General features: G+C 71.0%; 16 protein-coding genes and 1 pseudogene. 8 read left to right on the forward strand and 9 right to left on the reverse strand.

The annotated features are described in order from the left end of the window. Window positions 1-100 precede the first annotated feature (100 nt). Together NS331_RS16325 and NS331_RS16330 are read left to right on the forward strand one after the other, a co-directional pair. Entirely contained in the window at window positions 101-1,036 is a 936-nt protein-coding gene (locus tag NS331_RS16325) for a branched-chain amino acid transaminase (protein ID WP_058643027.1), read from the forward strand. Between the two features lie 5 nt (window positions 1,037-1,041). Further along, complete coding sequence (locus tag NS331_RS16330; protein WP_058643028.1) at window positions 1,042-1,251, forward strand: zinc-finger domain-containing protein; 210 nt, start codon at window positions 1,042-1,044, stop codon at window positions 1,249-1,251. Between the two features lie 218 nt (window positions 1,252-1,469). Here NS331_RS16330 and NS331_RS16335 read toward each other — a convergent pair whose 3' ends face one another. The 7 genes and pseudogenes from NS331_RS16335 to NS331_RS16360 all read right to left on the reverse strand — a co-directional run bounded on the left by NS331_RS16335 (window position 1,470) and on the right by NS331_RS16360 (window position 10,013). Beyond that, window positions 1,470-2,717 carry an O-antigen ligase family protein gene (locus NS331_RS16335; RefSeq protein ID WP_058643029.1) on the reverse strand — a complete coding sequence of 416 codons (1,248 nt, stop codon included), beginning with the start codon at window positions 2,715-2,717 and terminating at the stop codon, window positions 1,470-1,472. A gap of 129 nt (window positions 2,718-2,846) precedes the next feature. Next, on the reverse strand, window positions 2,847-4,031 hold the full coding sequence (locus tag NS331_RS16340) for an ATP-binding protein (protein ID WP_058643030.1): 1,185 nt from the start codon (window positions 4,029-4,031) through the stop codon (window positions 2,847-2,849). A gap of 7 nt (window positions 4,032-4,038) precedes the next feature. After that, window positions 4,039-4,758, reverse strand: a complete 720-nt coding sequence (locus tag NS331_RS16345; protein ID WP_058643031.1) for a response regulator — start codon at window positions 4,756-4,758, stop codon at window positions 4,039-4,041. Window positions 4,759-4,835: 77 nt separating this feature from the next. After that, window positions 4,836-6,497, reverse strand: coding sequence for an NAD(P)/FAD-dependent oxidoreductase (locus tag NS331_RS16350; protein WP_058643032.1), 1,662 nt, complete (start codon window positions 6,495-6,497; stop codon window positions 4,836-4,838). A gap of 23 nt (window positions 6,498-6,520) precedes the next feature. Continuing rightward, window positions 6,521-7,318 carry a beta-ketoacyl synthase chain length factor gene (locus NS331_RS26995; protein WP_275936471.1) on the reverse strand — a complete coding sequence of 266 codons (798 nt, stop codon included), beginning with the start codon at window positions 7,316-7,318 and terminating at the stop codon, window positions 6,521-6,523. Between the two features lie 63 nt (window positions 7,319-7,381). After that, window positions 7,382-8,575 (reverse strand): annotated as a pseudogene (locus NS331_RS27000) (beta-ketoacyl-[acyl-carrier-protein] synthase family protein); the annotation flags it as partial. A gap of 79 nt (window positions 8,576-8,654) precedes the next feature. Beyond that, complete coding sequence (locus tag NS331_RS16360) at window positions 8,655-10,013, reverse strand: AmpG family muropeptide MFS transporter (RefSeq protein WP_153012895.1); 1,359 nt, start codon at window positions 10,011-10,013, stop codon at window positions 8,655-8,657. 37 nt (window positions 10,014-10,050) lie between these two features. Here NS331_RS16360 and NS331_RS16365 point away from each other — a divergent pair, with 37 nt between their 5' ends. The 3 genes from NS331_RS16365 (at window position 10,051) to NS331_RS16375 (ending at window position 12,225) form a co-directional block, all read left to right on the forward strand. Next, window positions 10,051-10,944, forward strand: coding sequence for a M48 family metallopeptidase (locus tag NS331_RS16365; protein WP_082702551.1), 894 nt, complete (start codon window positions 10,051-10,053; stop codon window positions 10,942-10,944). Window positions 10,945-10,985: 41 nt separating this feature from the next. After that, complete coding sequence (gene trhA, locus NS331_RS16370; RefSeq protein WP_058643034.1) at window positions 10,986-11,654, forward strand: PAQR family membrane homeostasis protein TrhA; 669 nt, start codon at window positions 10,986-10,988, stop codon at window positions 11,652-11,654. Window positions 11,655-11,778: 124 nt separating this feature from the next. Continuing rightward, window positions 11,779-12,225, forward strand: coding sequence for an META domain-containing protein (locus tag NS331_RS16375; protein ID WP_242873783.1), 447 nt, complete (start codon window positions 11,779-11,781; stop codon window positions 12,223-12,225). A gap of 85 nt (window positions 12,226-12,310) precedes the next feature. On the opposite strand, the gene NS331_RS16380 is transcribed toward NS331_RS16375, so the two are convergent. Continuing rightward, window positions 12,311-13,219 (reverse strand): phosphoribosylaminoimidazolesuccinocarboxamide synthase, encoded by a 909-nt coding sequence (locus NS331_RS16380; RefSeq protein WP_058643036.1) that lies wholly within the window; start codon window positions 13,217-13,219, stop codon window positions 12,311-12,313. An 83-nt stretch (window positions 13,220-13,302) separates the two neighbouring features. Beyond that, complete coding sequence (locus tag NS331_RS16385) at window positions 13,303-14,052, reverse strand: IclR family transcriptional regulator (RefSeq protein WP_058643037.1); 750 nt, start codon at window positions 14,050-14,052, stop codon at window positions 13,303-13,305. A gap of 136 nt (window positions 14,053-14,188) precedes the next feature. Between NS331_RS16385 and NS331_RS16390 the strand changes: the two genes are divergently transcribed. From NS331_RS16390 to NS331_RS16400, 3 genes are all read left to right on the forward strand, one after another. Then, the gene (locus NS331_RS16390; RefSeq protein WP_058643038.1) at window positions 14,189-15,157 is read left to right on the forward strand and encodes a Bug family tripartite tricarboxylate transporter substrate binding protein; all 969 of its coding nucleotides are present in this window, start codon (window positions 14,189-14,191) and stop codon (window positions 15,155-15,157) included. Between the two features lie 26 nt (window positions 15,158-15,183). Next, window positions 15,184-16,080: a polysaccharide deacetylase family protein gene (locus NS331_RS16395; RefSeq protein ID WP_058643039.1), complete on the forward strand. Its 897-nt coding sequence runs from the start codon at window positions 15,184-15,186 to the stop codon at window positions 16,078-16,080. Then, window positions 16,077-16,490 (forward strand): amidase family protein (locus NS331_RS16400; protein ID WP_242873784.1); only part of this gene is annotated, 414 nt, incomplete at its 3' end. The genes NS331_RS16395 and NS331_RS16400, both read left to right, overlap by 4 nt.

The raw sequence follows: 16,490 nt of genomic DNA on the forward strand, positions 1-16,490 counted from the left end.
CGGCCTGTAAGCCCGAGTAAAAGCCCGGGCAGGCCGGCGCCTTAAAATCGCGCGCTCCCCGCATTCCCCCCGCATTTCCCCCTGCAAGGACAAGCAAGACATGAGCGCGATCCCCTCGCTGGCCGACCGTGACGGCAAGATCTGGATGGACGGTGAACTCGTCGACTGGCGCGACGCGAAGATCCATGTGCTGACCCACACGCTGCACTACGGCTGCGGCGCCTTCGAAGGGGTTCGGGCCTACAACACCGTGAACGGCACCGCCATCTTCCGTCTGGAAGAGCACACCGAACGCCTCTTCAACAGCGCCAAGATCCTGCGCATGAACATCCCGTTCAGCAAGGAGCAGCTCAACGAGGCGCAGAAGGAAGTCGTGCGGGCCAACCAGCTCGAGAGCTGCTACCTGCGTCCGCTGGTGTGGATCGGCTCCGAGAAGCTGGGCGTGAGCCCCAAGGGCAACACCATCCACGCCATGGTCGCGGCCTGGGCCTGGGGCGCCTACCTGGGCGAAGAGGGCCTGAAGCGCGGCATCCGCGTCAAGACCAGCAGCTACACCCGCCACCACGTCAACATCACGATGACGCAGGCCAAGGCGGTGTCCAACTACAGCAACTCCATCCTGGCCAACATGGAGGCCACGGAAGACGGCTACGACGAGGCCCTGCTGCTCGACGCCGCCGGCTTCGTCAGCGAAGGCGCGGGCGAGAACATCTTCGTGGTCAAGGGCGGCGTGATCTACACGCCCGACCTGTCGGCCGGCGCGCTCAACGGCATCACGCGCAACACCATCCTGCACATCGCCAAGGACCTCGGCATCGAGGTGGTGCAGAAGCGCATCACCCGCGACGAGGTCTACATCGCCGACGAAGCCTTCTTCACCGGCACAGCCGCCGAGGTCACGCCCATCCGCGAACTGGACCGTGTGCAGATCGGCATCGGCAGCCGCGGCCCCGTGACCGAGAAGGTGCAGAACGCCTTCTTCGACATCGTCAACGGCCGCAATCCCAAGTACGCCCACTGGCTCACCAAGGTCTGATCGCCATGTCCACTTCCGCCGTCGTCGAACTCGCCGCCAAGGACCTGAACCACCAGGGCGGTGTGTTCTGTCCCAATCCCAAGGCCGAGATGAAGCTCTGGAACACCCATCCCCGCGTCTACCTGGACGTGGCCCGCACGGGCGAGGCCAAGTGCCCGTACTGCGGCACGCTGTACCGCCTGAAGGCGGGCGAGGTGGTGGCGGGGCACCACTGAGCGTGTGTTGTGAGCGGCGGGCGTCGAGTCCGCTGGTGACAGCAAAACGACAAGGCCGCCAGTCTGGCGGCCTTGTCGTTTCTGCGTCCTGCAGGGGTTCTTGCGGAGTCGCTCTGGATGGCAGCTTGACCTGACGCCAGCCAAGCACTTGCCTGCTCGACGCGGCTCGCCTGCTCTCTGCGGTCCGCGGGCGGCGATGGCGTGATCGGCGGAGGCCGCTAGGACGCGCCCCGCCAGCGCTTTGGCAGCACGTCCAGCCACGCCCCCGCCGGCTCGCGCGCCAGGCGCAGGAACACCATCGCCACCCACAGCAGCGACAGCCCGATCTGCGCGTCGCGCAGCGCCGAGTTGACGCAGCTGGCGAGCAGCGCGATCAGCGTGGCGGCGAAGGCCACGCGCCCCGCCAGGTCGGGCCGCTTCCAGGCCTGCCACACGGCGCACAGCATCACCGCCAGCAGGGCGGCCACGCCGGGCAGACCGGTCTGCGAGCCCATCCACAGGAAGTCGTTGTGCGGCATGTTGTAGTTGGCCAGCAGGGCCGGGCCGCGCTCGCGCCAGATCTGGTTCCAGGCACCGATGCCCCAGCCGGCCAGCGGCCGGTCGGCGATCATGCGGCCGGTGACGGTGTACATGTGGTAGCGCACCACCCAGCTGCCTTCGGACACCGCGCCCGCGCGCGCGGCTTCGATCTCGGAGACGCCCTGGGCCAGCTTCTGCTCCACCACCGGCGGCGCCTCGCGCAGCGCGAAGCCCAGCACCACCACCACCGCCGCCAGCGCCACCACCATGCCGCGCCAGTGGCTGCGCCACTGGTGCACGCACAGCAGCGGCAGCACGACCAGCATGGCCAGCAGCGAGGTGCGCGAGGGCAGGTTCCAGTTGACGATGAAAACCGCCGCGGCCGTCAGCGCGAAGCCGGCCACTGCGCGATAGGGCCGGTGCTCCACCAGCCGCTGCAGCGCCCACGCGGCCGACGCCGCGCCGAGCACGGTGTAGAGCAGCGCATCGTTGATGGACTTGTTGCCCACCAGCATGATCATCGGCTTGAGCACGCCCATGGGTGGCATCACGCCGTAGTGCAGCAGGATGACATAGAACACCGCCGTGTAGGCGATGTTGAAGAAGGCGATGGCCAGGAAGCCGCGCATGGCCCACACCGCCTCCTCCCGCGTGAGCATCACGGCCAGCGCGATGGTGAGCGGAATGCGCATGCCGTGCCACAGGTTCACGCCGGTCTCGGCATAGTGCGGGCCGATGGCCAGCACCACCAGCTGCCACAGCACCAGGGCGGCCAATGGCCAGCGCAGCGGATGGGTCGCCAGGCGGTGCAGGCGTTCGCGCCAGTCGCCGGCCAACGGCATCACGGCCAGCAGCAGCAGGAAGGCCAGGTAGTTCAGGCCCACCGGCATGAACACCACCGCGCCCCAGAGGCAGGCGGCGGCGCGGGGAAGAAGGGGAAGGCGCATCGGGAAAGGTCCTTGGCTCACGGCGGTCGCCGTGCCGGCGGCGCGGTGCCGCCGTGGGAGGGCCGCCGATTCTAGGAAGCCCTTCGTGGCAGCGGCCTGACGCGGGCGCTTCGCGCTGGGCGCGGCGGTTCAGGCCGGCCGCGGCAACCGGAGCACGAAGCGCGCGCCGCCGCCGGGCGCCGACTCGCAGCGCACGCTGCCGCCGTGGCGCTCGGCGATGGACCTGACCAGCGCCAAGCCCAGGCCCACCCCGCCGTCGCGCTCGCTGGCGCCGGGCAGGCGGTAGAAGGGCTCGAAGATGCGCGAGCGCAGCGCCTCGGGCACGCCCGGGCCCTGGTCGTCCACCCGCACCAGCGCCCAGCCGGGCTCGGCGGCCAACTCCACCGTAACCATGCCGGCACCGCCGTGGCGCCGCGCATTCTCCAGCAGGTTGCGCAGCGCCCGGCGCAGCAGGCGCGACACGCCCTGCACCGTCAGCGCCTCCAGGGCCGACCCGTCGGCCAGGCCCAGGTCGGCGTCCACGCGGGCGCATTCCTCGGCCGCCAGGCCCATCAGGTCCACCGTTTCGACGGTGCCGACGTCGGCCTCCCGCGCATCGAGGCGGCTGGCGAGCAGGATCTCGTCGATCAGCTGGTCCAGCTCGGCGATGTTGCGCGAGATCTCGGCCCGCGCCGCCGCATTGGCCTGCGGGCCCATCAGCTCCAGCCCCATGCGGATGCGCGCCAGCGGCGAGCGCAGCTCGTGCGAGGCATTGGCCAGCAGCGACTTGTGCGAGCGCACCAGCTGCTCGACGCGGGTGGCGGCGTCGTTGAAGCGGCGGGCCAGGTCGGCGACCTCGTCCTCGCCGCTGTCGCGCGCACGCACCGACAGGTCGCCTTCGCCGAAGCGCTGCACGCTGCGCTGCAGGCCCTCCAGCCGCTGCGTGAGCCGCCGCACGATGGGGTAGAGGCCCAGGCCCGTCGCCAGGCCCACCATGCCCAGCAGCCAGAAGATGCCGGTGTGCGGGTTGAGCCAGGGCGGCGGCGAAGGCCGGCGGTCGATGCGCGGGCCCAGTTCCATGGTGAAGCGCTGGCCGTTGTCGAGTGTGATGAGGAACTCCAGCGGCTCGCCCGGCCGGCTGGTGCGCATGGACTTGCCGTTGGCGAAGGCGTTGTTCTGCGCATCGCGCAGCGTCACGTCGCGCGGCAGCGGCGCGCTGCGCTGGTCGTCCGCCACCTTCCAGGCCCAGCCCGCCGCCAGCACGACCACCGCCACGCCGGCCAGCACGGCCAGCCAGATGCGCACGTAGAGGTGGCGGGTGAACAGGCCGATCATGGGCCGGTCAGTCCTGTTGCTTGGCGAAGACGTAGCCGACGCCGCGGACGGTGAGGATGCGCTTGGGGTTCTTGGGGTCGGCCTCGATGGCGGCGCGGATGCGGCCCATGTGCACGTCGATGGAGCGGTCGAAGGCCTCCAGCTCGCGGCCGCGCACGGCCTCCATGATCTGGTCGCGGGTCAGCACGCGGCCGGCGCGCTCGGCCATGGCCACCAGCAGGTCGAACTGGTAGGAGGTGAGTTCCGCCGCCTGGCCGGCCACGGTGACGGTGCGGGCGTCGCGGTCGATCTCCAGCGAGCCGAAGCGCAGGCCGCGCGCCGGCTCAGCCCCGCCGGCCAAACCGCCTTCGCCGCGGCGGCGCAGTACGGCGCGGATGCGGGCCAGCAGCTCGCGCGGCTCGAAGGGCTTGGGCAGGTAGTCGTCGGCGCCCAGCTCCAGGCCGATGATGCGGTCCATGGGGTCGCCTTTGGCGGTGAGCATCAGCACCGGCACCTTGCCCGCCGCGCCGGGCAGGGCGCGGATGCGGCGGCACAGCTCCAGGCCGTCGGCGTCGGGCAGCATCAGGTCGAGGATGACCAGATCGGGCAGCTGCCGCTCGAGTGCGGCCATGCCGCCGGCGCCATCGCCGGCATGCGTGACGGCGAAGCCGGACTGGGCCAGGTATTCGACGACCATCTGCGCCAGGCGCTGGTCGTCTTCGATCATGAGCAGCTGTGGGGTCGTCATGGTGAAGACAGATGCTCCCACGCCGCCGGCAAGGGCGGTTGAAGCCTTCGTAAAGTTGGGTAAACGCCGGGGGCGTCTCAGGCGGCCACGGCGTCGTCGGCCATGTCCGCCACCGGCGCGAAGAGCATCGGCGCCGCGTCCGGGTCGATGGGCGCGCGCGGCATCGGCAGCGCAAGCAGGGCGGCCAATTCGGCGTCGTCCAGGCCCGGGTGCTGCGCCAGTGCCTGCGCATGGATCTGTGCGGCCAGGGTGCGCAGCAGGCCCACGCACTCGCGGATGCGGGCCTGGAAGGCGGCCGCGTCGGCCAGCGGCCGGCGCAGGCTGGCGTTGAGTTCGGAGAACCAGGGCAGGGCGGCCTGGTCCAGCATGCGGGCCGGGTTGCGGCGCGCGCTCGATGCCGACCAGGCGCGCAGGAAGCCCTGCATGGCGATGTTGAGCCGCTGGCAGTGCTGCAGCTCGTCGCGCAGGTTGCCCAGCGTGGCCACGTCGGTCAGGCGCTCGTGGAAGAACAGCTGCGACAGCACGCCCCAGTAGTAGGTGTAGTCCCAGATCACCTTGACGGGCAGCACCTCGGGGTCGCCGAACAGGCCGTACTGGTCCTGGTAGAGCGCCAGCGTGCTGTCGTAGAAGGAGTGGTAGATCTGGTCGTAGAGCTGCGCCCGCGCCTGCACCGAGCGGCCGGCGCGGTCGTGGCCGATCAGGTCGCAGATGAACGTGTTGCTCATTGCGATGAAGTCGCTGCCGGGCGAGTAGAAGGGGTCGAGGAACAGGCCCGCCTCGCCCGTGAGCGCCCAGCGCTCGCCGCTGAAGACCTGCTTGCAGCCGTACGAGAACTTGCGCATGAAGGCGAAGTCCTGGAGCTTGTCGCGCTGGCCATCGAGCACGTCGAACACCGCGGGCTGGTACTCGGCCAGCCAGTCCATGGCCTTGTCGAAGCTGTCCATGCGCTCCAGCGGATGGAAGTCCGGGTCGGCCACGATGCCCACCGAATGCGAGCCCGAGGCCAGCGGGATCAGCCACACCCAGTAGCCCGCGCCCACCATGTGGTTGGTGGACAGCCAGCGCGCGGCCGGCGTGCAGCGCGCGCGCCAGGCCGGGTCCTGGCCCCAGTCGTCCAGCGTCAGGCGGTTGCCGATGCGGAACCACACGGCATGGGCGCGGTGGTCGTTGGGCTGCACCAGGCCCAGCTGGCGCTTGAGCAGGCCGGCGCGGCCGCAGGCGTCCACCAGCCAGCGGCACTGCGCGGCGCGCGGCTCGCCGCCCTCGGTCCATTCGATGCGGTGCAGGCCCTGCGGCGAGGGGTCCAGCGCCATGCGCCGCACCATGGCGTTGTCGACAAAGCGCACGCCCTGCTGCGCGGCCACCTCGGCCAGGTGGTTCTCGAAGATGCCGCGGTCGATCTGGTAGCTGGGAATGGCCAGTGGCCGGCTGGCGCCCAGTTCGGTCACGGCGTCGATGTCGCGCCGGCCCTCGGAGAAGAAGAAGCGGAAGCCGAACTTGCGCAGCTGCGATTCGTCCAGGTGCTGCTTGAGGCCGAGCACGGTGTCGAAGTAGTGCGCGCCGATCTCCACCGACGATTCGCCGACCTTGTGCGTGGCATGCGGCACCGGGTGGCTGCGGCGCTCCAGCACCAGCACGTCGATGTCGCCGAACTGCCGTTTGAGCTGCAGCGCGAGCGTCAGGCCTGCCAGGCCGCCCCCCATGATGATCACGTCGTGGGTGGCGGGGGTGGGGTCCATGGGCGCTCCGGTGAAAAGGGTGCTCAGCCTAGGGTCAGGCGCAGCGACAGGGTGTCGGACAGGGCGAGGACCAGCGGCGTCCCCGACGCATCGGGGCCCCGCGCCAGCGCCTCGAAGAAGGGCAGGGCATCGGCCATGCCGTTGGACGGCAGCGCGCGGGCCGCCTCGGACTGCAGCCCCGTCGCGGCCGGTGCGCCGGGCTGCAGCGCCAGCGTCAGCGTGGCCACCGTGCGTTCGCTGCGCTCGGGCGCGATGACCACGGCGCCGGCCAGCAGGCCATGGGTGTCGTGCACCTGCGCCAGCGGGCCGTTGGCCGCGGCGTCGAAGCCCACCAGCAGCACCGGCTGGCGGTCGGCCGCGCATTCGGTGGCGGCCTCCAGCAGGCCGGCGGCGAAGCTGTGCAGCGCTGCGCTGATGGCGTTGCTGGCCTGCTGGCAGCCGGTGCCGATGGTCCAGTAGCCCACGGCGGCGTTGTGCACCGAGTTGTGGAACTTGATCGGCGACAGCTGCGTGGGCGCCTGGGCCAGCGTCGTGCACATGTAGTCGTTGATGGCCAGGTCGCCCTGGGCCGAGGTGAACACGCAGGGCAGGTCGACCGCGGCGCGGCCCGCACCGGCGATGGCCGCGCTGGCCACCTCGAGCGCCAGCGCCACGGTGTCCGGCGCGCGGCGGCGTTCGGCAGGTGCCAGGATCTGCGGCGCCGGCCGGCGCGCGGGCGCCTCGGCCAGCCCGGCCTCGCCGCGGAAGGCGGCGCGCGCGGCGTCCCAGCCGGGCAGCTGCGGATGCCAGAAGGCCGGGCCCTCGAGGTAGAGCGTGGGCAACTGCGGCAGGCCGTCGGCCGTGCGCGGCGCGGCGGCGCCATCGGCCGTGGCCGCATCGTGGTCCTGGGCCTCGCCGAAGATCAGCGCGCAGTTGTTGCCGCCGAAGCCGAAGGAATTGGACAGCACGTGCCGCACCCGCCCGGTGGCCGGCTCGCGGCGGATCTGCGGGCCGCACACGGCGTCGAGCGTGCGGGCGTTGAGGTTGCCGGGCATCAGGCCCGTCTGCAGCGCCAGCAGGCTGACGGCCGCCTCCACGATGCCGGCCGCGCCCAGCGTGTGGCCGGTGAAGCCCTTGGTGCTGCTGGCATGGGTGCGGGCCGGGAAGCGGCGGGCCACCAGCGCGGCCTCCACCTCGTCGTTCTTGCTGCTGGCCGTGCCGTGCAGGTTGATGTAGTCGATGTCCCCGGTCGTCAGGCCGGCGCGGGCCAGGGCGTCGTCCAGCGCGCGCTCGGCGCCGGCGCCCTCGGGGTGCGGCGTGGACATGTGGTGCGCGTCGCTGGCCTCGCCGTGGCCCAGCAGGCGCGGGCCGGTGCCGTGGCGCTCCAGCAGGGCGAAGCCGGCGGCCTCGCCCAGGCTGATGCCGCCGCGCTCGGCGTCGAAGGGCCGGCAGGGCTCGTCCGACACCAGCTCCAGCGAGTTGAAGCCGAACAGCACGCTGCCGCACAGCGAATCGGCGCCGCCCACCACGGCGGCGTCGGCCAGGCCCAGGCGGATCAGCCGCTCGGCCGAGGCGAAGACCTTGGCGCTGGAGGAACAGGCGGTGGAGATGGTCTCGCACGGCCCCGCGAGGCCCAGCGCGCGCTGCACGAACAGGCCCGGCGCATGGGGCGTGTGCACGTCGGGGCTGCGCATGCCTTCGGGGAAGCGGCCGTCGGCGCCCAGCATCGTGTAGGCGCGCTCGGTCTCGCCGATGCTGGAGGTGGAGGTGCCGACGATCACCGCCACGCGGTCGGCGCCGTAGCGCTCGCGCGCGGCCAGGGCGGCGGCCAGGAAGCCGTCGGCATTCAGGCCCATCCAGGCCAGGCGGTTGTTGCGGCAGTCCCAGGGGGCGAGTTCGGGCGGCAGCACGGCGTCTTCCACGCCGGGCACGCGGCCGATCCAGGTGGCCAGGCGCTGCTCGGCGGGCTCGCCGAAATCGTTGGGCCGCAGGCCGCTGCGGGAGGCGGCCAGGGCGTCGCGCAGCGGGCCGAGGCCGGTGCCCAGGGCGGTGGTGGCCGTGTAGGCCGTGATGACGAGGGGCGTGATCTTCTGCGGCACGGTGCGGCGGGCAGGTTCTGAAAAACGACGCGCAGCGTAACAGCCCGCGGCCCCCGCGCCGCGAATGCACCCAGGGGGCTCAGGCCGGTGATCCAGCCGGCCGTTCTGCCGTAGGGGCCGCCATGCGCATGGCCAGCGCCACCAGCACCAGCACCGGCACACCCAGCAGGGCGGTGCCGGTGAAGAAGCTGGCATAGCCGTAGGCCTCGACGTAGGCGCCCGAGAAGCCGGCCACGAACTTGGGCAGCAGCAGCATCAGCGAGCTGAACAGCGCGTACTGCGTGGCCGAGTAGCTCACGTTGGTCAGGCTGGAGAGGTAGGCGATGAAGGCGGCCGAGGCGATGCCGCCGGCCAGGTTGTCGGCCGAGACCACCGCCACCAGCGCCGTCACGTCGTGGCCGCGGGTGGTCATCCAGGCGAACAGCAGGTTGCTGGCGGCGCTGAGCACGGCGCCCAGCATCAGCACCCGCATCACGCCCAGGCGCATGGCCAGCACGCCGCCGACGAAGGCGCCGGCCAGGGTCATGACCACGCCGTAGACCTTGCTCACCGTGGCCACCTCGTCCTTGGTGAAGCCCATGTCCACGTAGAAGGGGTTGGCCATGATGCCCATCACCACGTCGCTGATGCGGTAGATGGCGATCAGCGACAGAATCAGCACCGCCTGCCAGCGGTAGCGGCGCAGGAAGTCGGCGAAGGGCTCCACCAGCACGCTGCGCAGCCAGTCGCCGGCCGAACGCGCGGGCGGCAGTGGCAGGCGCACCGGCTCGGCCGACAGCAGCACCGTGAGCACGCCCACCACCATCGAGCCGGCCATCACCAGGTAGGCCGTGCGCCAGCCGCCGTTCTGGTAGGCGCCAGTGGCGCTGCCCTCGGCCCAGGCTGCCACCCATAGCACGCCAGCGCCGGCCCAGATCATGGCCAGGCGGTAGCCGGTCTGGTAGGCGGCGGCCAGCGCCGCCTGCTTGCGCGCCTCGGCCGATTCGATGCGGAAGGCGTCCAGCGCGATGTCCTGCGTGGCCGAGCCGAAGGCCACCAGCACCGCGCACAGCACCAGCGGCTGCAGGCCGGCGCGCGGGTCGTTGAGCGCCATGCCCACCAGCCCGGCGATCACCAGCGCCTGCGACAGCAGCAGCCAGCCGCGGCGCCGGCCCAGCAGCGTGGTCAGCGGCGGCAGCGGCAGCCGGTCCACCAGCGGCGCCCACACCCACTTGAAGCCGTAGGCCAGACCCACCCAGCTCAGGTAGCCGATGGTGGCGCGGTCGATGCCGGCCTCGCGCAGGCGAAAGCTCAGCGTGCCCAGCACCAGCAGCAGCGGCAGGCCGGCCGCGAAGCCGAGGGCGAACATGCGCAGCGAGGCCGGCTCCAGGTAGACGCGCAGGGTGTCGCGCCAGGGTTGTCTGGGCAATTCGGGTGTGTCGGCGGGGGTTTTGGACATGGAGGCGAATAAGTGCCACCTTATTATTCCGCCCACCATGTGCCTGCTCTGCGACCTGCGCTCCGCCCCTGGCGCTCCTGCCGCCGTTCCTGCCGCCGACGAGGCGTTGGCGCCCCACCGCTGGCGCGCCCGGCGTGGCTTCCTGCTGGCCGGCGCCGCGGCGGTGGCGGGTGCCGCGCTGCCGGCCTCGGCGCAGGTGGACGTCGGCCCGCCGTCGCGCCTGCGCAGCCTGGTGCCGGCCGAGCAGGTCGAAGGCGCGGCCGTGCAGCAGTACGGGGAGATGATGGGCAAGGCCCGCAGCCAGAGCGCTCTGGCCGGCCCCGACCATCCGCAACTGGTGCGCCTGCGGGGCATTTCCCAGCGCCTGATTCCCTTCGCGCCGCGATGGAACGAGCGCGCCGCCGGCTGGAAGTGGGAGGTCAACCTGATCGGCAGCAAGCAGGTCAACGCCTTCTGCATGCCGGGCGGCAAGATCGCCTTCTACACGGGCCTGCTCGAGCAGCTCAAACTGAGCGACGACGAAACGGCGATGGTGATGGGCCACGAGATGGCCCATGCGCTGCGCGAACATGCGCGCGAGCAGATGGCCAAGACGGCCGGCACGGGCATGGCCCTGCAGCTCGGCTCGCAGCTCTTCGGGCTGGGCCAGGCGGGCGACTACGGCGCGCGGGCCCTCACGCAGCTGGCCCAGCTCAAGTTCAGCCGCGACGACGAAACCGAGGCCGACCTGGTCGGCCTGGAACTCGCCGCCCGCGGCGGCTTCCAACCCCAGGCCGCCGTGAGCCTGTGGACCAAGATGGCCCAGGTGTCCAAGAGCCAGGGCGGCCTGAGCTTCCTGTCCACCCACCCGACCGGCCCGGACCGCATCCGCGTCCTGCAGGAGAACGTGCCGAAGGTCGACGGCCTGTACCGCGCGGCCCGGCGCGGTTGACGCCGGCCCGGGCCGGCACCGGCCTTCCTCGAACGTCTTCCATGTCCCTTCTCAGCGAACTGCGCGACCAGACCGTCGGCGAAGAGATCGCCAATGCCCTGAGCCACGGCCTGGGCGCGCTGCTGGCCATGGCCTCGCTGCCGATCCTGGTGCAGCAGGCGGCGGCGCGCGGGCGCACCGCCGAGGTGGTGGGCGCCAGCCTGTTCGCCGGCACGGCCATCGTGCTGTACCTGGTCTCCACGCTGTACCACGCGCTGCCGCCCGGCCGGGCCAAGCTGTGGTTCAACCGGCTGGACCATGCCTCCATCTACCTCTTCATCGCCGGCAGCTACATGCCCTTCGTGCTGGGCGTGCTGCACGGCACCTGGGGCTGGACGCTGTTCGGCATCGTCTGGGCCGCCGCGGCCGTGGGCGTGGCGGCCAAGCTGTTCGACCGGCTCAAGCATCCGCTGTGGTCCACCGGGCTCTACGTGGCCATGGGCTGGGTGGCGCTGGTCGCCGCCGTGCCGCTGGTGGAGCGCATGTCGGGTGCGGGCCTGGCCTGGCTCGTGGCCGGCGGGCTGTCGTACACGGCGGGGGCGGTCGTCTTCCTCTTCGATTCGCGGCTGCGCTACGCCCACTTCGTGTGGCACCTGTTCGTGCTGGGCGGCAGCGTCTGCCACTTCTTCGCGGTGCTCTGGCATTCGGGCGCGCCGGTCCGTCCCGCCTGAGCTCTCAGCCAACCTCTGCCGGGCGCTGCGCAAGACTGCCGGCGCGCGCCGACGCCAGGGCCGCGGCGCCTGCGGGTAGGATGCCGGCCCACCCCCCGTGGGACCGCGAAAGGACCCGATGCCCATGCCCGCCCTCGCCCGCCGCCATCCTCTCCGTCTTCTGGCACTGGCCCTGCCGGCCGCCCTGGCGCTGTCCGCCTGCGGCAGCGGCATCAGCCTGGACGAGCCGATCGAAGGGCCGCAGTGGCGGCTGGTTCAGCTGCAGGGCGCGCCGGTCGACACTGGCGCGGACCCGCAGGCGGCGCCCGTGGTGCAGTTCGGCGGTGATGGCCGGGTGATGGGCAACGGCGGCTGCAACCGCTTCTCGGGAAGCTTCACGCGCGCCGCCAGCCAGCTGCGCATCGGCCAGCTGGCGGCCACGCGCATGGCCTGCGCCGAGCCCGAGCGTGGCCAGCGCGAGACGCAGTTCTTCCAGGCCCTGCAGACCACGGCGAGCTACCGGCTGCAGGCGCCTGCGCGCCTGGTGCTGCTGGACGGCGGCGGGCGCACGGTGGCGGTGCTGGACCGCTGACGGGCGGGCGCGCCGGGCCCCGAGTCCGCCGCGTCGGCGTCCGGACGCATCGCGCCGCGGGGCCGGCGGCGTGGTGCCGAAGGGCTCAGCCGGTCAGGCGCTCCAGCGCCTCGCGGTACTTCGCCGCGGTGCGTTCGGTCACCTCGTTGGGCAGCCGCGGCGCGGGCGGCGTCTTGTCCCAGGGCTTGCCGTTGATGCGCACCGCTTCCAGCCAGTCGCGCACGAACTGCTTGTCGTAGCTCGGCGGGTTGGTGCCGGCGGCCAGCGCCTCTTCGTAGCCTTCCACCGGCCAGTAGCGCGAGCTGTCGGGCGTGAGCACCTCGTCCATCAGCACCAGCTGGCCGGCCTCGTCCAGGCCGAACTCGAACTTGGTGTCGGCAATGATCATGCCGCGCTGCAGCGCGATCTCGGCCGCGGTCTCGTAGAGCGCGATGCTCGTTTCGCGGATCTGCTGGGCCAGCTGCGGCCCGATCATCTCGACCACGCGCTCGTAGCTGATGTTCTCGTCGTGCTCGCCCACGGCAGCCTTGGCGGCCGGCGTGAAGATGGCGCGCGGCAGCCTGGCCGAGTTGACCAGGCCCTCGGGCAGCGGCACGCCGCAGACTTCCCGGTTGGCCTGGTATTCCTTCCAGCCGCTGCCGGCCAGGTAGCCGCGCACCACGGCCTCCACCGGGATCGGCTTCAGGCGCTTGACCAGCATCGAGCGGCCCTCGACCTGTGCCACCTCGTCCGGGCGCACCACGCTTTCGGGCGCCTCGCCGGTCAGGTGGTTGGGGCAGATGCCGCCCAGGCGGTCGAACCACCACAGCGCCATCTTGGTCAGGATCTCGCCCTTGCCCGGGATGGGTTCGCCCATGATGACGTCGAAGGCCGACAGCCGGTCGCTGGCGATCATCAGGATGCGGTCCTCGCCGACGGCGTAGTTGTCGCGCACCTTGCCGCGCGCAAGCAGGGGCAGGCTCTGGATGGAGGAAGTATGGACGGTCGTGGCCATGGAGATGCCGGGCGGCAGGGTGAAGGAGGAAAGCAGCGCGCGATTATCCGCCCGCGACGGCGGGTCCGTGCTGCGCACGCACCTCAGCGCGGCGCGCCCATCATCCGGGAAAGCTCGGCGCCCGCCTGCACGACGAGCGGCAGCCATTCCTTGATGGCCGCGGGCCGGAAGCGTTCGGTGGGCCCGGAAATCCCGGTCGATGCAATGACGCGCTGCTGGGCGTCGAACACGGGAACGGCCAGTCCGCTGATCTCCTCGCGGAACTCCCCGCGGTTCACGGCCCACTGCTGGATGCGGATCTTCCTGAATTCCGCACGCAGCGCAGCGGGGTCGTCCAAGGTCTTCGGGGTGAAGCGCTCGAGGGACCGGTCGTCCGGCAAGACCTGCGCGGCGGCGTCGTCGAAGGCCAGCAGCACCTTGCCCGCGGCGGTGCCATGGGCCGGCAGGCGTGCACCGACGGCGGTGTGCACGCGCAGCGCATGGGCGCTGGACTGGATTTCGACATAGGTGACGTGGTCGGCGTCCAGCAAGGCGAGGAAGGCGGTTTCCCCGGTGTTGTCCCGAAGCCGGCTCAGCACCGGCGCGGCGAACTGCCGCAGGTCGCCGCTGCCCGCCACCTGCACGCCCATGCTCCAGAGCTTGAGCGTGGGCCGGTAGCGGCCGCCATCACCCACCGGGGTCGCATAGCCCGCGGCCACCAGGGTCTGCAACACCCGGTGCGCGTTGCTCTTGACCAGGCCCATGGCCTGCGCCACCTCGGTCACGCCCATGGGCTGGGGCGCCTGTGTCAGCAAGTCCAGCACCTTCAGGCCCTTCATCAACGTCTTGTCCATACCAAATTGTCCATTGACGCCGGCAAGGGCCTGTTCTAGAGTTTGGCTTAAATATAGAACGATGTTCCAAATAGTAGAACATCGCCCCCATCCATCCGATGGAGCGTTTTCAGTCACTCACTTCAAGGTGGACCCCATGAAACGCTTTACTGCCTGGGTCGCTTCGGCGGCCATCGTTCTGGGCTTTTCGACGGCGGCCGCACAGACCGCCTATCCGTCGAAGCCCATACGGATCATTTCGCCGTTCTCGGCGGGTGGCACCAACGACTACCTGGCGCGCCTGTCGGGCACGCTGCTGGCGCCGCTCGGGCAGCCGGTGACCGTGGAGAACCGCCTCGGTGCGGGCGGCGTGATCGGCTCGAACGCCGTGGCGCAGGCGGCGCCCGACGGCTACACCCTGCTGCTGGGGTCGATCTCCACGCACTCGATCGGGCCGACGGTCTACAGCAAGCTGCCCTACGACATCAAGACCGCGTTCACGCCGATCACCATCGTGGCGGACGTGCCGCTGGTGCTGGTGGTCAATCCGTCCGTCAAAGCGCAGAACCTGGGGGAGCTGCTGCAACTGCTGCGGGCCCAGCCCGGCAGGTTCAACTACGCCACCTCGGGGGCTGGCACCATTCCCCACATGACGGCCGAGCTGTTCAAGAGCATGGCCAAGGTCGACGTGACCCACGTGCCCTACAAGGGCGACTCGCTCGCCATGACCGACGTGGTCGCCGGCCAGGTGCAGATGATGTTCGCGAATCTTCCCTCGGCCATCGGCTTCATCCGCCAGGGGCAACTGCGTGCCCTGGCGGTGGGCGGCAAGACCCGCTCGCCGGCGCTGCCGGACGTGCCCACGGTGGACGAGGCGGGCGTTCCCGGCTTCGACGTGACCGGCTGGTATGCGCTGTTCGGCCCCGGCGGCATGCCGCCGGCCGTGGTCGAGAAGATCCAGGCCCAGATCGCCGCAGGCGTGCACCGCCCGGACGTCCAGGCGCAGATCCGCAGCCAGGGTGCGGAGCCCGTGGGCAACGACACCGCCGCGTTCCGCGACTTCCTGGCGCGCGACCAGGAGAAGTGGCGCCGCACCGCCGCCGCCACCGGCATCAAGCTCGACTGAAAACCGCTTCGAAGATCGATTCCGCCATGCTCCCATCCCACGACCGCTTCAAATACTCGGGCATCCGCCAGCGGCCCGTCTTCCAATGGCCGGAGAACAAGCGGCTGGCGGTCTACATCGCCGTCAACATCGAACACTTTCCCTACGGCGTGCAATGCGGCGTCGACCTGGACCGCCAGACCCAGCCCTGGAGCCAGCGCAGCTGGCTGTGGCGGGAATACGGCAACCGGATCGGGGAGTGGCGGCTGATCGAGCTGTTCGACGAACTCGGCCTGAACGTCGGCGTGATCGTGAACACCGCCAACTACGTGCACTGCCCGGAGCTGATCGCGGACCACCGTGAGCGTGGCGACGAACTGATCGCGCACGGACGCTCCAACGCCGAGCGCCAGATCGAGATGGACGAGGCGACCGAGCGCGCCATGATCCAGGAGGTGACGGCCTTCATGGAGAAAGCCGACGGCAAGCGGCCGCAGGGCTGGCTGAGCCCCTACCTCACGCCCAGCCTGGTCACCACCGACCTGTTGGTGGAGGCCGGCTATTCCTACGTGCTGGACTGGGGCATCTGCGACGAGCAGCCGTTCTGGGTGGACAGCCGCAGCGGCCCCATCCTGTCCGTGCCCTACCCGATCGAGTTGAACGACCAGCCGGCCATCGCCTACCGGCACAACTCGGCGCACGAGTACTGCGACATGATCGTCGAGAACTTCGACGAGATGCTGCGTCGCTCGGCGACCGCGCCGCTGGTGTGCTCGATCTCGCTGCACTCCTTCATCATGGGCCAGCCTTTCCGGCTGGCCCGCCTGCGCAAGGCGCTGCAGCACATCCTGGCCCACCGGGACAGCGTGTGGCTGACCACGCCCGGCCAGGTGGCCAGCCACTACCGCCAGCTTCCGGCGCCGCTCCAGCTGGCGGCCCGGTGAGGGACGCCCTTCCCGACCTCTGCGCGCGGCGCTCGGCCATCTGGGCGGGCACCACCACGCCGCAGGCGCAACTCGCGCAGGCGCAGGACCGTGCCCAGGCGCTGCCCTGCCGGCACGCGTTCGTGAGCACCTCGTTCGAGGGCGCAGGCCGCGCCGCCGCGCATCCCGAATTGCGGCAGCGCCCGCTGGCCGGGCTGGCGGTGTCGGTGAAAGACCTGTTCGATGTGGCGGGCGAGCCCACGACCGCCGGTGCGGCCGTGCTGCAGGGCGCGCCGCCCGCCGCCGCGGACAGCGTGGCGGTGGCCCGGCTGCGGGCGGCGGGTGCCGTCTTCGTGGGACGCAGCCACATGCCGGAATTCGCGTTCTCGGCCGTGGGCATCAACCCGCACCTGCCCACGCCGCACAACGTG

The organism is Pseudacidovorax intermedius (assembly GCF_001476815.1).
Classification (GTDB): Bacteria; Pseudomonadota; Gammaproteobacteria; order Burkholderiales; family Burkholderiaceae_C; genus Xenophilus; species Xenophilus intermedius_A.

Coding starts and splice junctions, on each gene's coding strand:
- NS331_RS16325 (WP_058643027.1), top strand. CDS start 101: ATGAGCGCGATCCCCTCGCTGGCCGACCGTGACGGCAAGATCTGGATG.
- NS331_RS16330 (WP_058643028.1), top strand. CDS start 1,042: ATGTCCACTTCCGCCGTCGTCGAACTCGCCGCCAAGGACCTGAACCAC.
- NS331_RS16335 (WP_058643029.1), bottom strand. CDS start 2,717: ATGCGCCTTCCCCTTCTTCCCCGCGCCGCCGCCTGCCTCTGGGGCGCG.
- NS331_RS16340 (WP_058643030.1), bottom strand. CDS start 4,031: ATGATCGGCCTGTTCACCCGCCACCTCTACGTGCGCATCTGGCTGGCC.
- NS331_RS16345 (WP_058643031.1), bottom strand. CDS start 4,758: ATGACGACCCCACAGCTGCTCATGATCGAAGACGACCAGCGCCTGGCG.
- NS331_RS16350 (WP_058643032.1), bottom strand. CDS start 6,497: ATGGACCCCACCCCCGCCACCCACGACGTGATCATCATGGGGGGCGGC.
- NS331_RS16360 (WP_153012895.1), bottom strand. CDS start 10,013: ATGTCCAAAACCCCCGCCGACACACCCGAATTGCCCAGACAACCCTGG.
- NS331_RS16365 (WP_082702551.1), top strand. CDS start 10,051: ATGTGCCTGCTCTGCGACCTGCGCTCCGCCCCTGGCGCTCCTGCCGCC.
- trhA (WP_058643034.1), top strand. CDS start 10,986: ATGTCCCTTCTCAGCGAACTGCGCGACCAGACCGTCGGCGAAGAGATC.
- NS331_RS16375 (WP_242873783.1), top strand. CDS start 11,779: ATGCCCGCCCTCGCCCGCCGCCATCCTCTCCGTCTTCTGGCACTGGCC.
- NS331_RS16380 (WP_058643036.1), bottom strand. CDS start 13,219: ATGGCCACGACCGTCCATACTTCCTCCATCCAGAGCCTGCCCCTGCTT.
- NS331_RS16385 (WP_058643037.1), bottom strand. CDS start 14,052: ATGGACAAGACGTTGATGAAGGGCCTGAAGGTGCTGGACTTGCTGACA.
- NS331_RS16390 (WP_058643038.1), top strand. CDS start 14,189: ATGAAACGCTTTACTGCCTGGGTCGCTTCGGCGGCCATCGTTCTGGGC.
- NS331_RS16395 (WP_058643039.1), top strand. CDS start 15,184: ATGCTCCCATCCCACGACCGCTTCAAATACTCGGGCATCCGCCAGCGG.